Raw genomic sequence first — 14799 nt, 5'->3', positions numbered from 1 at the left:
TTGTCTATTGTTTAAAATATTGTAATTCAAATACTGATTCTAGATAGTTGTCAAGAGCGTCAAGTGCATCCGTTTCCGTGTTTATGGCATCCCGAATAATCTGTGTGAACGCTGCATAGTCCACCGCACCCTCCGCGTAGGCCAACAACGCTCCCCTGCGCTGCTCTTGGGCAAGCGGCAAGGCCTTGTCCCTATAAAATTGCCACGATGCGCTCCATTTCCGATAGGCTTGCACCGCCTGCCGATATTCGGATTGCAGCTGGCGTTTGGTATAATCCGCATTGGTCTTTGCGATTTCACTTTCAATTTTGGCGGCCTTGGCTTGACTACGCTGTCCACCTGAAAACAAAGGAACCGAAATGCCGGCTTGATAGGTGTAGAACCCGCTATTGCCATTGACCTGTTGCAGTCCGCCCTGAAGGTTGAACTTAGGCAGCAAGTCAGCCCGTGCCGCATCGTATGTCGCCTCGGCCTCCTCGATGCGCCTTTGTGAAAGTTCCAGCGCTGGGTGTTTTCCCAAATCCCCGTCCCATCCTAAAACCGTTACCGCACTTTCATCAAGTTTTTCTGGAACGGAATAGTAGATGTCCGAAAACAACCAAAGATTGAGCTTTTGTAGGGCAATGGCATAATCACTTTCGGCCTGTTGCAGTTGATTGTTGATTTGTAAGGCCTGATTTGTGGCCGATGAATATTCCAGCCGGGAAATGGCCTCTACCTTGAAGTTGAGTTCTATTGCTTTTTTAAACTGTGAATAAATGGAATCCAGTTCACGGTACAGTTCAAATTTCTGTCGTTGTCGATAGGCTTCTGACCAAGCCTTTTTGACCTCCTGTTCCACTTGCAGTTCGGAAAGGTCAAGAGCTGTCTCGGCCAAAGCGATGCGTTGTCTCTGCAAACGCCTTTTTGCACGGATGCTTAAAAGGTCGATATTCTGTTGTCCAACCCCAACCAAGGTATAAATTCCTTGTCCGTCCACAATTTCTTCGCCACCTGTGAAGACCTGGGTATTGCCAAGGTCGTAAGCCATACCTTTTAGGGCGGTTTGTTTTTGGACCTCCCATTGTTTCGCTTTCAACAGCGGGTAGTTTTTCTTGGAAACTTCCACCGCCTCTTCCAATGAAATAGCGGGCAGTGAATCTTTAGGCTGGATCTGCCGTGCATTTTCAAAACCTTCTTGCGCATGCATTTTGGCAGGCAGTGCGGTGGCGAACAAAAGAAGGACCATGACCACAGGGGTAACCCATTTCGGGTCGGGTTTACTCATCCGTTCCGAACGTCCCTCAACCCATTGGTAAAAGATGGGTAGGATAAAGAGGGTCAAGAGGGTCGAAGTTATCAAGCCACCAATGACCACGGTGGCCAAAGGTCGCTGTACCTCTGCCCCGGCCGAAGCCGAAACGGCCATGGGAAGAAACCCTAAAATATCCGTAAAGGCCGTGAGCATAATGGGACGAATCCGTCTTTTGGTGCCTTCTATAATTCTACCTTTAAGATTGGTCACGCCTTCTTCCTTCAGTTCATTGAGACCACTTATCATGACGAGTCCGTTCAGAACGGCCACGCCAAAAAGCACGATAAAGCCGACCCCCGCGGAAATACTAAAGGGCATATCCCTTAACCAGAGGGCGAACACACCGCCAATGGTGGCCATCGGGATGGCGAGGTAGATCATCAAGGTCTGTGGAAAGGACTTTAGCGCAAAATAAATCAATATGAAAATCAGGAACAAGGCAATAGGGACCACAGTTTGCAATCTATTGCTGGCGCGTTCCAGATTTTCGAAAGCTCCACCATACCGAATGTAATATCCTGTGGGCAGGTCAAACTGAGCATCCAATTTTTCTTGGATATCCTCTACAACGGATTTTACGTCACGGTCGCGAATATTGATGCCCACATAGGTCCGCCTATTGGTATTGTCACGGCTTATCTGCATGGGGCCGGGTTCATAACTTACCTCGGCAATTTCCCGTAATGGGATTTGCGAACCATTGGGCAGGTTGATAAACAGGTTCTGGATGTCCTCGATGCCTTGGCGGTTTTCCTCTTGAAGCCTTACGACCAGGTCAAACCGTTTTTCACCCTCGAAGATTACGCCTGCCTTTCCTCCTGCAAAGGCGGCCTGTACCACTTTATTGAGCTGTTCGATCTTTAGACCGTACTGTGCCAATTTATTGCGGTTATAGTCAATGGTGATTTGTGGTAGGCCGTCCGTGGCCTCAACTTTCATATCTGCCACACCGGGAACGGTGGCAATGATTTCCCCCATTTCCTCGGCCTTGCTTGCCAATATGCCGAGGTCTTCCCCGAACAATTTAATGGCCACATCCTCACGAACACCCGTAAGCAATTCGTTGAAGCGCATTTCGATAGGTTGGGTAAACTCAAAATTCACACCGGGAACGATACTGATGGCCTCCTTCATTTTTTCCACCAATTCATCCTTGCTTTCTGCAGATGTCCATTCATCCGTTGGTTTGAGGATAACGAAGATATCGGCGATATCCATGGGCATCGGGTCCGTTGGTACATCGGCGACACCGATACGGCTGAGAACGGTTTCCGCTTCGGGAAATTCGGCCTTCACGATACGTTCAATCTTTGTCGTGGTTTCGATGGTTTCCGACAGGGAACTGCCGGGTTTCAAGATCGCGTGAAAGGCAATATCGCCTTCGTCCAATTGCGGGATAAACTCACCACCCATTCTCGTAAAGACGAAAATGGCAATGGCAAAAATGGCAATGGCAATGCTTACGACCACTTTGGCCTTGGAAAGTGATTTGGTCAACAACGGTTCATATTTCTGCTCAATCCAATGCACGAACCTATCGCCATAGGATTGTTTTTTGGATTTTGGCGGCCGTAGGAACAATGCCGAAACCATGGGCACATAGGTAAGGCACAATAGCATGGCCCCGATCATGGCGAAAATGAAGGTGAGGGCCATGGGCCGGAACATTTTCCCTTCGACGCCCTCCAAGGCTAAAATGGGCAGGAACACGATCAGAATGATCAGCTGGCCAAAGAAAGCGGCGTTCATCATTTTTTTGGAGGCCTTAGCGGCGATGTCATCCCGTGTTTCTGCACTAACGCCATTCTTTTTGACCACATAGGAGTACATTAAAAAAACGGTGCCCTCTACGATGATCACCGCACCATCCACAATGATTCCAAAATCGATTGCCCCCAAGCTCATCAAGTTTGCCCATACGTCAAAAACATTCATCAGAATAAAGGCAAACAAAAGGGATAAGGGTATGGTCGAAGCCACAATGAGTCCGCCACGCCAATTTCCCAATAACAAGGCCAACACGAAGATCACGATAAGCCCACCTTCCAAAAGGTTCCCCGTTACCGTGCCTGTTGTCTCGGCGATCAATTCGCTGCGGTCAAGGAAAGGTTTGATGGACACTCCTTCAGGAAGGGACCGTTGTATCTGTTCCACACGTCGGGTCACGTTCTCGATCACCTCGTTGGAATTTGCCCCTTTGAGCATCAAGATCATTCCGCCCACAGCTTCACCCTTTCCATCTTTGGTAAGCGCACCATAGCGTACTGCACTTCCCATGCTTACCTTACCTATATCCTTCACTTTGATGGGAATGCCATTAACGGCCTTGACCACCATGTTTTCAATATCCGATATGGTCCTGGCCAGTCCTTCACCACGAATGAAGTTGGCTTGGTGGTTACGCTCGATGTAGGCCCCACCTGTATTCTGGTTGTTGTTTTCAAGGGCCGAGAACACTTCTGTAATGGTAATACCAATGGCGCGAAGTTCGTCCGGGTCAACCGCCACTTCGTATTGCTTTTTGTTTCCGCCAAAGGCGTTTACCTCAACCACGCCGGGTACCATGGCCATCTGTCTCCGTACAATCCAGTCCTGCATCGTTCGCAGTTCCGTTGCCGAATATTCACCTTGATGTTCATCATCTACTTCAAGGGTATATTGGTAGATTTCGCCCAATCCCGTTGAAATTGGCCCCATAACGGGTTTGCCAAAGCCAGAAGGGATCTGTTCCTGAACCTCGGGCAGTTTTTCGGCTACAAGTTGTCTGGGCAAATAAGTGCCCACCTCATCGTCAAATACAATGGTCACCACAGAAAGCCCAAAACGGGAAACAGAGCGGATTTCCTTGACATTGGGTAGGTTGCTCATCGCAACTTCCACGGGATAGGTCACGAATTGCTCAATATCCTCTGTTCCCAGATTAGGTGATTGAGTGATGACCTGCACTTGATTATTGGTGATATCCGGTACGGCATCGATGGGAACTTGGGTCATGCTATAAACGCCCGCACCAATCAATGCGAGGGTCAGCAGACCTATAATAAATTTGTTATTGATTGAAAAATCAATGATTCTGTTGATCATATAAAATGTGTTTTAATTCAGTTGAACCAATGCAATAGGGTTGCAAGTATGAGGGAACAGGTCTTTGAAAAGTTCAAAGTCCATAAACCTCATAATCGGATATAGCTATCCTGTAAAACTGAATTAAACCTGTGGAGGTTGAAATAGTGGGTCGGTAAATTCCTTGCCCAATCCTTCAAAATGGGTGAAATCCTCTTCAAGGTAAGTCTCTTGAAGCGGCTGGAATCGAGCTATACCAAAATCCACCGTGTGCACATGGCAGCAATGGCAGTGGCAAAATGGTGAGCATAGTTCACAATTCTCGCTGTGTTCACCATCAAATTGAACCAGATAAACACCTTGGGAGTCTTCTGTTACGTTACCCGCATCACTGCAAGGAACCACATTGAGTGCCAACACGTAGATGGATAATATGACGGTAAAAAATTTCACTTTGCAAAGATAACAGAACTTTGGTGCAACTGCATTGCAAAATCCGGAAAGGACCTATTGAAGATTTAGTGTGTGGAACCAAGAGCATTCCATTTCAAATTTCAAAGGATGATCAAATGGGGCAATCCGGACCATCCAAAATTCAAGACAGGAAATTTCCAATCCATACCGACCCCCAAAAGGCTATGGCTTTACCAGAGTACGTCCCAATCCCAATTCGTCTGGAAAAAATCAAAGTATCCAAGAACGCTCATGATAGCCGAAAAAATAAATCACTGCTGGAACAAGCCACTACAACTGCCATGGATCACGAAACAAAGTACAGTTGGCAAGTGGAACAAGCAAACGTTCCTTGTAATGGACAGGTGTCCAACTGACCGTAATAAACGGTCTTAATCATAGTACAAAATGGTGGCCTAAAAGATTCAATTTATGTAGCGGGCAGTACTAAAGGCCACGTGGGATGTATAAAAGTCCTATTCAAAAGGGGGAAGTTGACCTGTAATGGGATGCTTCCTTGAAGGATAAGCCAGTCGTTCCATAAACCGGTCATAAAAAAACAATTTATTTAAGCATTTGCTTATATAATGATATAACCTTATCTTTAATAAAATTTTTATCATGGCCCTTGAAATAAGTTGCACCCGCGCCGAGGCAGACCAAAAGCAGTTGATGCGCTGTCGCGAGACACTACGGATGAGTTCGAATTCAATCAACACTATTGGTAAGGTACTGGCCCTAGCAGGAAATGAGACCAGATTGAAGATTCTTTTCCTGCTGAACAAGGAAGGTGAGCTCTGCCCTTGTGATTTTTCAGATATACTGGAAATGACCGTACCCGCAATTTCGCAGCATATCCGTAAGATGAAGGATGCTGGTCTAATTACCTCCAGACGGGAAGGCCAAACCTTGTATTACTCACTGGTAAAAGGCCAAAGCGAGGTGTTGGAAGGCATATTCAGCAGGCTTCAGGAAAACAAAAAAGTTGCATAGAATGAACATAGAAAGATCATCATATTCAGCAATGTTCACTGGAGTTTTTACAGCGATCACAGCTTCATTATGCTGCATCACACCTGTGCTTGCATTGATTGCGGGCACCAGCGGAATGGCATCTACCTTTGCATGGCTGGAAGCTTTCAGACCATTTTTTATAGGCCTGACCGTATTGGTACTTGGATTTGCCTGGTACCAGAAGCTAAAGTCAAAATCGCAGCAAGAAATTGATTGTGCCTGTGAAAATGATGTAAAACCTTCTTTTCTACAATCAAAAAGGTTCCTGCTGTTTGTTACCCTCTTTGCGGGACTGATGCTGGCATTTCCATATTTCTCAGGGCTTTTTTATGCCCAACCGACCAAGGAAATCATATATGTGCCCCAGGACAACATGGTAGATATAACCTTTACAGTGGAAGGAATGACCTGTTCCGGCTGCGAAAACCACATTGAGAGCGAGGTCAACAAATTGGACGGTATCGTTTCAGTAAAAGCAAGCTATGAAAAAAGCAATACTACAGTTAAATATGACCGTACCAAAGTTACGGAGCAACGAATCATAAAGGCCATCAACAATACGGGCTATAACGTTTCCGAATAATATGGATACAAAAATATTATCTACCATTACCTGTCCGAAATGTGGGTACCAAGAAGAGGAAGAAATGCCAACCGATGCTTGCCAGTACTTTTATGAATGTAAAAACTGTCACGAAGTAATTCGACCTAAAGAAGGCGATTGCTGTGTTTTTTGTTCCTATGGCTCTGTCGCCTGTCCACCCATACAGAATAAATCTTCCTGTTGTTGACGAGAATAGTGGTAGACCAACCTTTTCACAACCATATATTGCAGATAAAATATAAATTATGATACCAAAAGATTTAAGCCAGGACATCAAAACGAGACTTCAAAGCATCAATGGACAGGTAAACGGTTTGGTCAGGTTATTGGACGAAAGTTCCGACCCCGAGAAGATTTTGGTACAGTTCAAAGCAGTGAAGAACGCCTTGGACAAGGCACATCACCTGCTCCTCGATGAGACCTATCGAAAGACCCTCGCCATCAAGATATCTGAGACTGTCGAGGCCTGTCCAGGAAATTGCGGCAATGAAGAACGTATCGAATTTATACGAAAGCAATTTCCAGATTTGGAATTGGACAGCCTAACGGAAAAGATGAAGGAGATAGATGCGCTCAAGGCCAAACTCGAAAACCACAAAAATGCCTGACCTCCCCATAATCAGAACCGATTTGATGGCCTGCACGATGCGGGCTTTTTTTTTGAAATTTTATTTGGAGACCACCCTACCCATCATTCTACCTTTGATGCATTGTTTGAATTCCATGTCGTGTACAGGAAATTTTAAACTATTTAAAAAACAGAAACATGAAACGTCAAGTAGAAGTATTTACGGCCAATTGTCCGGTCTGTGACCCCGTGGTCAAAAAGATAAAGGAACTGGCCTGCGATACATGTGAGGTAACGACCTATGATCTGGTCAGGCTATGTGAGGACAAGACCTGTCTTGATAAGTTGGATGAATACGGCATCAAGAAAGTGCCTGCTGTGGTCGTGAACGGTGAGCTCTTGGAATGCTGTAAGGATTCGGCCATTACCGAAATGGAATTGGTGGAAGCAGGAATTGGGCAGTCATAATTGAAAAGTGTTTGCATATGATTTGCAGAATATCCCTGAACATTCGCTATGTCAAATTGATATTGCTATTGGCCATATCAGGATCGGTGATGGCCCAGGGCCACGGCCCCCTCTATGGGCTACAGACACCGACCCTTGCCAAAGGCGGTGTGGATTTGAACGTGGCCGGGATGAGCCTAGGCACAGAAACCGAAACCTCCTATATGTTGCGCTACCTATTTTCCTATGGCATTACAGAAGATCTACAGGTAAACCTTACCACGCCCACACTGATAGAACGGTTGGGCGAGACGCCAAGGACACGGGGCAATAGCAATATGCCCGCCAATGGGGATATCGAGGCTTCCCTTTGGTACCGTTTTTTCTCGAACGCCTTTGGTGTGGGAAAGCGGTTTGAGTCCACTGCCATCGTGGGTGTTTCCACTCCTACCGATAATGTCAGGGGACAGGTCAATGTCGGCAACGCTATACATGCAGCCATTTCCACGGGCTATGCCTCACGCACTTGGTATGCATGGATCGGTGGCGGTTACCAATATTATTTTGAAAGAGATGACGAACGATTGGGCGACCTGCCCTATGCGAGTGCCGTTGTGGGGTACCGGCCCAATATCTTTTTGGGTGATTACCCAAAACCCGATTGGCGCATCTTTATCGAATCATTGGCCGAATTCCCTGGAGTCAATAAAATTGATGGACAACTGGATTTGAGCGATACGCGCAGTACAAAGGTTTTGGTGGGACCTTCTTTCCTAGGACTTTACGGTGCTTGGGGCATATCCTTTGGTGCGATGGTTCCAGTAGTACAGGATTTGACACCCGGTTGGGTAAAAGAAAGGTATCGGATTGCCGTAAATTTAAGTTATTGGTTGTAAACACAGTATAAATTAAAAAGCACATATAATGAAAAACATCAAAATGATGGCCCTGATCGGTATTCTTGGAATAGGCACGATAAGCGGCCAAATCGCCAGGGTTGACCAAGAAGTCTATGGAATGGACTGCGCGCCCTGTGCCTATGGATTGGAACGCGGGTTGAAAAAGATGGACGGGCTTCAGGAGGTTCGCGTCAGCCTGAACGATGGAAAAGCGTATTTGGGATTGGCCGAAAAAAATGACCTTACCTTACGTAGCATTCAGGAAGAGGTCAAAAAGAACGGTTTTTCGGCAAAGAAAGCCGAAGTGGTTCTAATGGGTAACGCAACGAAAGAGGATGGCCAATGGTACATCGAGACCGATAACGAACGGTTTGCGGTATCGCAGGATACATCAATCGAATTGGTTCAAAAATTGGCGGTGGGCAGGACAACGCTAAGTGGCACGGTACAGGATGAAGATGATGATAATCTCTCGGACCAATGGGAGATCATACTGTCCAAAATAGAATAGGCCTTATGAAAGTAATTCTCAAAATGGTATTGGGCACCAGCTTGGTAGCGGCCCTTCTTCCGGTAATGTGCTGTTTGGCCCCGACCTTGTTGTCGGTCGTGGCGGGACTGGGTTTCTTGGGTGGGAATTTTGAATGGGTACATCCCGTGCAGCCCTATCTGACCACTATTTCGGCAGGAACGCTTGGGTTCGCCCATTTTAAAAACATCAAAAATGAAAGGAAATGTGGGAATGCAGGTCCTTGTCAAAACCATGGACAAAAGCACCACATTAATTCGTGGACGCTTTGGACCGTTACATTTCTGGTTTTAATACTTACGATAGTAAACTATGGATATGAATATTAGACCCGCACATATTATTCAGGTTGTTTTTTTACTGTCCCTTATGTCAAGTTGTGAGCAGCCCGAGAAACAATGGCAGTTCGAACGGAAGATCATGCTGCCCGAGAAAGCCCGACCCTTGGCTTTGGCCAAAGATGGTGATGCGATATGGTTTTCCGATCCTGATTATTTTAGGCTTTACAAGATCGACCGGGACGGAGAGCTGTTGGATTCGATTACTGGTATCCAGCGACCAATGAACATCCATACTGACAATGGCACCCTGTTTATTCCCGAATTTTTGACGGACACCATCTGGCAATATAGAGATGACAAAAGATGGCCTTTGAAACTATCCAAAAGACCACAGGCCCCAGCAGGGGTTTCCATTTACGGAGATACAGTTCTTGTAGCCGATTTTTATAACCACCGAATCATCGTACAGACACCGAATGAATGCTTCACTATTGGTAGGCAGGGGCACAAAGATGGGGAGCTGTACTATCCGATAGACGTAAAGATGAAGGATAACAGGATATATGTGGCCGATGCGTACAACAGCAGAATACAGGTCTTCGGGTTCGATGGAACACACCTAAAAACCATTGGTGGAAATGAAAAAATGAACGTCGCTTCCGGTATTGCAATGGGGGGAAGGGAGTTCGCAATTACCGACCAAGAAAATGGCCGGGTGTTGATTTACAACTTTGATGGATCATTGCGGCAAGTCTTGACCGAAAGCATCAAGTATCCAACGGATGTGCAATTCGACGGGGAATACCTATACAGCACGAATTTTAAGGAGAACGCAATTTTAATCTGGTCCAGAAAATAGTGGGGACATTGGACAATTCACTTGTTCCTTAAAAAGTTCGCTTTACAAAACGACCATCCTTTAAACTGAGCGGGAAACCGATTAAGCCATTACTGAAAACAAGATTCCCAGAATCATGTTTTTGTCCCAAATTTCAAGGTTCACTTTCCCGCTTGTTGTTTGAACAATCCAATCGAAAAACGTAAATGATCGAACCTTCATTGATTTAAAATATCAGAACCATTGTTCTACGTATACGGACCAGGACCCTTGACCTCTTTAATCAAAAAAATCCAATGTGTTTCTAAGTATGCCGTATCATCTGTGAGCCCTATCGTAGGGAGTCCGAACCATCATTCCATGAAGTCGGCATTGTATTGGGCCTGTTTGACCCAAGTAGGGTTTGACGTATGCCAATTGTTATATTACTGAAACAAATAATAAATCCTTAAATCTTAATTTTTATGAAGACCCTTTTGAAAAACTTGGGAATTATCTTTGGAACAATGCTTTTGATAGTATCCTGTAGTGACAACAATGAAAATGACAATGTAGAGAAGGAATCTTATCAAACAACCCTTAAAATGACCGATGCACCCATTGACAATGCGAACGTGGAAGCTGTGTTCATCACGGTCTCCGATGTAAAGGTGGACGGAAACTCCATTGAGGGGTTCTCCAAGACCACTTTTGACCTTTCGGCCTTGGTCAACGGGCAGACCAAAACTTTGGGCAATCTTGACATGGAAGCGGGAACCTATTCCAATTTGGAACTTGTACTGGACTATGATTCCGATATGGATGGCAATGCCCCGGGATGTTATGTGGAAATGGCCGATGGGACCAAGGACAAGATCGCGTCGACCTCACAGTCCATCAATATCACTGATAGTTTCGAGGTCTTTGCCACCAATACCAATGAGATCATCATCGATTTCGACCTGCGAAAGACCATAAAGGAAGAACAGGGGACCTTGGAATCAGACTTTGATTTCGTGACGCTTTCAGAGCTTTCCGCAGGTATTCGGACCGTAAACAAAGAAGCGACGGGAGAGATTTCGGGTACGGTCAACGATTCCCAAGATACTTCCGATAAAATTGTGGTGTATGCCTATGAAAAGGGCACATACAATGCCGAAGTGGAGACCCAGGGCCAGGGTGAGAGCAGTATCAGGTTCGCCAATGCCGTGACCAGTGCTGAAGTGGGCGGAATCAACAACTCCTATAGCCTTAACTTTTTGGCCGAAGGGGAGTATGAACTCATCTTTGCTTCCTATACCCAAGATGGTACTGAGTTTTATTTCAACTCACAATTGGAAGTGGAGTCCACCACAGGTCTCGACCTGGGGGCCATCAATATCACATCGGCCCTACAGTTGAGCGCCAATGTCACCGTGACCGGGACCGCTTCGCTATAGGCAATCCCATCGATTATAACAAGAAAAGCCCCAGAACGGGGCTTTTTTTATGGTCAAAGGTTTTATTTGCCACCATTGGCCTGTAAATCTGCCAAACAGGCTGCATCCAATCCTGGAATGGTGCCGCCACTAATCATATTGATGAGCCCCTCACCGGTTTCCGCTGTCCAATACATCAGACAATCCTCAGTGGTACAATGCTTTCCGTGTGTCTCATCCTGATGCGTACTTTGCAATGGGGTACCGGCATTTACCAATCCCAATAGATGTCCAAACTCATGGTCAAGGACCGTGGTCTCCAGAACCGTAGTGCTCGGGGCCAAGGGTTGTCCGCTAAATTCCCGGATGGTATCTGCAAAGATGACAAAGGAGGTGTTCCTGTAGGCTACCCCCAATACGGAACCGTTTTCCGTGTTCTCGGAATATTCCCCATCAATAAAAAGGCCAAAAACCTTTAGGATACCCTCTTGGTTATAGGCTGTACGTATATCATCCTCCAAGTTCCTGATATCCGTAATGGAATAAACGGCCTGCCCCGAGGATGAAATCTCTGTAAGCGCAATGGTAACCCCATCGGGTTTATGGAGCCGTTCCATCAAGAAGGACTCAAAATTGTCCAAGGTTGTTGCACTGGGCTTTAGACCTTCCACATAGAATATTTCAAGGTGCAGTGCTGGAAAACGGGAACCATCCAACAGATCTGCGGCCGAATCCCCGACGGACTTACGGTTCTGTGAAACATCCATTGTGTCGTTCAATCCATTTCCATCATCCGCTTGTCCCGAGTCGGCACTGCAGCCAAGACCCAAAATACCAAGCAATCCCATTAAACAAATGGAACAAAATCTTTTTCTTACATGTAATTCCATATTTACCCAACGGCAGATAAAAAAGGATAGTATGCCCTTGTCCCGTTTATTTTTAAACCATATTCCCTCGACCTAACGTTTCGAAAGACCTTTTTGGACAATCGCCTGAGCACCACCTTGCGGTGGCAAAATATCGATCTTTTGCTTTTGGGCAGCAAAGAGTAGCTTTCACGACCTTTGGGGAAGGGGAATTTTTTACCACCATCAAATATATCATTGTGGTGGACATAATTATCCCAAGTCTATCCTATACCTTCAGTAACGCAAAGAACAAATCGCGGTTCATTGATAGTGAGTTTGGCAAAAAAGAATTTTAAAAGTAATACCCTAGATAAAAAACATGTCCCCCACTCTTTTTTTGGTGTCCATGCCCATAATGGAACCATAGGTTTAATTAAGGGAAGGGATAAAGGAAGCTATCCCATTACCTTGGTCCATTCAGTAGAACCCTGGGAGCACAATAATCAGTTGGACATTATAGCTTACATAACGATGTAGATAAACAATGGATGTCCAAAAAAAAGAGACCTGGTGACAGGCCCCTTCCATCAATCTTTGTTAATCCTCAATTGCCTTGGCCTGCCGTTCCAGAACTATAATCCTTTCCTTGATCCTTGCTTCACGCTTTTGACGACTTTCTGCATATGTTTCTTCAATGGCCGAGATCTTTTTTTTGTAAAAGGATAGCATCGCCACATAGAAAGATTGGTTGGTCAGGTCATTGGTATGGTTGCTTTCCCCAAGGTGTACCTGCCGGGTCAACAAAAACCGTATCAGTTTATAGAAGGTCTCTTTCTTGAAGTTTTGTTTGAACCGGGCCACCAGCTCCTCTCGGGACAATTTGGAATCCTCCCCAATGAACCCCTCAAAATGTTCCCTTTGACTATAATATCCAATGTTGTTCTCGAACAGTGAGATGGAGATGGCCACCATTTCATCCGTGGTCAAAGGTTTGTTCCTATTGATGTAATCCGTTTCCCGGATCATATCCACCACTTCCTTGAACTGGTGGTTGTTCTCGATCTGTTTTTTCCTAAGTTCCCGTGCATGAATCTTGATGATCTGTTCCTCTGGGGAACATTCGGCCATCTTCCGTTCCTCCAAGGACTTGGCACCTGAACTTCCATTATTGGTTTCTTCCCTGACCTTTACAAAAATGGACTGTGTCAAGTAGGTATCCGTTTCCAGTAGAATACCCTTTTCAAATCCATTTTCCACGGCCTTGTCCCATGCCTCCTTTTCCTCGGTGAAGGATTCCAAAGCTTCGTCAAGGAATTCAGCCAATTCTTCCTCGGTGTATTCATAGTGCCGGTGCTCTTCTTTAATGCTTTTCATGGTAGGCTCAAGAGGCTCCTTTAAAATTTCCAGTTCATTGGTCAAATGTACCTCAAGACCTTCTTTTTCCATTTGGGCCATGACCCATTGGTTGTGTTCCTCATCCACCCAATATTTGCTGATGTTGGGTACCAGTTTCAGTCCCTCCTTTTTCACCCTTTTCAAGAGTTGCATAAATGTCTTGGTCTTTTTGTTCTCAAAACAGGATGTCCGGGTACAGACCATCTTCCCTTCCCCGAACAAGTTACCTTGGTTAGCGGCATTGAAGGGACAGACAACACATGCCCCTGCTTTGGGCACCAAAGTTTTGTCCGTTACATCAAAGCAGGCTTTGGTCAGGTCAAAGGTCCGGCTTTCAATCATCCGTTTGATCCGATGCCCTTGGTATTCTCCTTCAAGGCTTTCTAGCATCATCTGTTGTTCCCCAGGTTCAAAAAGGGCCACTGCCACCCCAAGGGAAATGGTCATTTCCCCATTTCGGACAAAGACCCTAAACCCTTCGATCAAGCCTGCTAGTTTGATGCGCTGGCGGATATAGTTCTCGGAACGACCCAACCGTTTGGCAATCTCGTTCGGTTCGTAGCGGTCCAACAGAAACTGGATGGCCTCTGCCTCCTCTGTGGGTTCCACATCCTTCCGTTGCAGGTTCTCAATGATCTGCACTTCCAGAACTTCCGTATCGACATAGTTCCTTACCATGGCAGGGATAGTGGACAATCCTGCCAATCTACTGGCACGGAACCGACGTTCCCCCATGACGATGATATAGCCATCATCTGATTTTCGTACCGTGATCGGCTGTAACACCCCATGTTCGGCAATGCTCTGTGCCAAATGATGGAGACTTTGCTCATCAAAGGTCTTTCGGGGTTGTGTCGGATCTGGAGAAACCGAACCGATTTCCAACATCTGGATTTGTGGAACAGCATTCCGTTCCTTCTGCGGTGTGGGTCGCTTTACTTTTGATGATTGCTTGGCGTTTCCCTTGCGTGTCGCTCTTTGTTTTGTTTGTGCTTCCATGATTTTTGGATTTTGGTTAAACAATATTTGAGCAAAAACCAAGCGGAAGACAAAATTTTGGGGTGGCAAGGAAACGGAATAAAAAGAGACTTACGGAACGGCTTTATGCCGTCCCTTGTCCGAGAAAATTATGCGAGCTTAACTTTCGGGAATATTGGTAAGAAAAT

Annotated in this window: 15 protein-coding genes; 11 read left to right on the top strand and 4 right to left on the bottom strand. The window is 45.8% G+C overall.

Annotated elements, in window-relative coordinates; translation table 11 throughout:
- Positions 1-4 precede the first annotated feature (4 nt).
- Positions 5-4378, bottom strand: a complete 4374-nt coding sequence (locus BLQ18_RS09470; RefSeq protein ID WP_090294757.1) for a CusA/CzcA family heavy metal efflux RND transporter — start codon at positions 4376-4378, stop codon at positions 5-7.
- A gap of 123 nt (positions 4379-4501) precedes the next feature.
- Positions 4502-4810 carry a DUF6660 family protein gene (locus BLQ18_RS09465; protein ID WP_090294754.1) on the bottom strand — a complete coding sequence of 103 codons (309 nt, stop codon included), beginning with the start codon at positions 4808-4810 and terminating at the stop codon, positions 4502-4504.
- Positions 4811-4878: 68 nt separating this feature from the next.
- Here BLQ18_RS09465 and BLQ18_RS09460 point away from each other — a divergent pair, with 68 nt between their 5' ends.
- The 11 genes from BLQ18_RS09460 (at position 4879) to BLQ18_RS09410 (ending at position 11408) form a co-directional block, all read left to right on the top strand.
- Positions 4879-5187 (top strand): hypothetical protein, encoded by a 309-nt coding sequence (locus BLQ18_RS09460; RefSeq protein WP_139150384.1) that lies wholly within the window; start codon positions 4879-4881, stop codon positions 5185-5187.
- Between the two features lie 319 nt (positions 5188-5506).
- Positions 5507-5803: an ArsR/SmtB family transcription factor gene (locus BLQ18_RS09455; protein ID WP_369885153.1), complete on the top strand. Its 297-nt coding sequence runs from the start codon at positions 5507-5509 to the stop codon at positions 5801-5803.
- Between the two features lies 1 nt (position 5804).
- The gene (merTP, locus tag BLQ18_RS09450) at positions 5805-6407 is read left to right on the top strand and encodes a mercuric transport protein MerTP (protein WP_090294745.1); all 603 of its coding nucleotides are present in this window, start codon (positions 5805-5807) and stop codon (positions 6405-6407) included.
- 1 nt (position 6408) lies between these two features.
- Positions 6409-6615: a GDCCVxC domain-containing (seleno)protein gene (locus tag BLQ18_RS17100; RefSeq protein WP_072882309.1), complete on the top strand. Its 207-nt coding sequence runs from the start codon at positions 6409-6411 to the stop codon at positions 6613-6615.
- Between the two features lie 58 nt (positions 6616-6673).
- Positions 6674-7036, top strand: a complete 363-nt coding sequence (locus BLQ18_RS09440; protein WP_072882308.1) for a metal-sensing transcriptional repressor — start codon at positions 6674-6676, stop codon at positions 7034-7036.
- 158 nt (positions 7037-7194) lie between these two features.
- Positions 7195-7464, top strand: coding sequence for a thioredoxin family protein (locus tag BLQ18_RS09435; protein ID WP_067036165.1), 270 nt, complete (start codon positions 7195-7197; stop codon positions 7462-7464).
- A 17-nt stretch (positions 7465-7481) separates the two neighbouring features.
- Positions 7482-8339: a hypothetical protein gene (locus tag BLQ18_RS09430; protein WP_067036161.1), complete on the top strand. Its 858-nt coding sequence runs from the start codon at positions 7482-7484 to the stop codon at positions 8337-8339.
- Between the two features lie 43 nt (positions 8340-8382).
- Entirely contained in the window at positions 8383-8853 is a 471-nt protein-coding gene (locus tag BLQ18_RS09425; RefSeq protein WP_245668100.1) for a heavy-metal-associated domain-containing protein, read from the top strand.
- 5 nt (positions 8854-8858) lie between these two features.
- Positions 8859-9200 (top strand): hypothetical protein, encoded by a 342-nt coding sequence (locus BLQ18_RS09420; protein ID WP_067036155.1) that lies wholly within the window; start codon positions 8859-8861, stop codon positions 9198-9200.
- Positions 9190-10011 carry an NHL repeat-containing protein gene (locus BLQ18_RS09415; protein ID WP_067036222.1) on the top strand — a complete coding sequence of 274 codons (822 nt, stop codon included), beginning with the start codon at positions 9190-9192 and terminating at the stop codon, positions 10009-10011. Before BLQ18_RS09420 ends, BLQ18_RS09415 begins: the two co-directional genes overlap by 11 nt.
- Positions 10012-10454: 443 nt before the next feature.
- Entirely contained in the window at positions 10455-11408 is a 954-nt protein-coding gene (locus BLQ18_RS09410) for a DUF4382 domain-containing protein (RefSeq protein WP_067036152.1), read from the top strand.
- 62 nt (positions 11409-11470) lie between these two features.
- Here the strand turns inward: BLQ18_RS09410 and BLQ18_RS09405 are convergent, their stop codons facing one another.
- Both BLQ18_RS09405 and BLQ18_RS09390 read right to left on the bottom strand, forming a co-directional pair.
- Positions 11471-12277, bottom strand: coding sequence for a membrane metalloprotease (locus BLQ18_RS09405; RefSeq protein ID WP_245668099.1), 807 nt, complete (start codon positions 12275-12277; stop codon positions 11471-11473).
- 558 nt (positions 12278-12835) lie between these two features.
- A complete protein-coding gene (locus BLQ18_RS09390; protein ID WP_090297488.1) occupies positions 12836-14632 on the bottom strand; it encodes a ParB/RepB/Spo0J family partition protein in 1797 nt (598 codons plus the stop codon).
- Between the last annotated feature and the right edge of the window lie 167 nt (positions 14633-14799).

Origin of the sequence: Flagellimonas zhangzhouensis (assembly GCF_900102925.1) — a bacterium.
Classification (GTDB): Bacteria; Bacteroidota; Bacteroidia; order Flavobacteriales; family Flavobacteriaceae; genus Flagellimonas; species Flagellimonas zhangzhouensis.
Note: the sequence above shows the minus strand (reverse complement) of the source record. Positions and strands in the feature narration are given on the sequence as shown.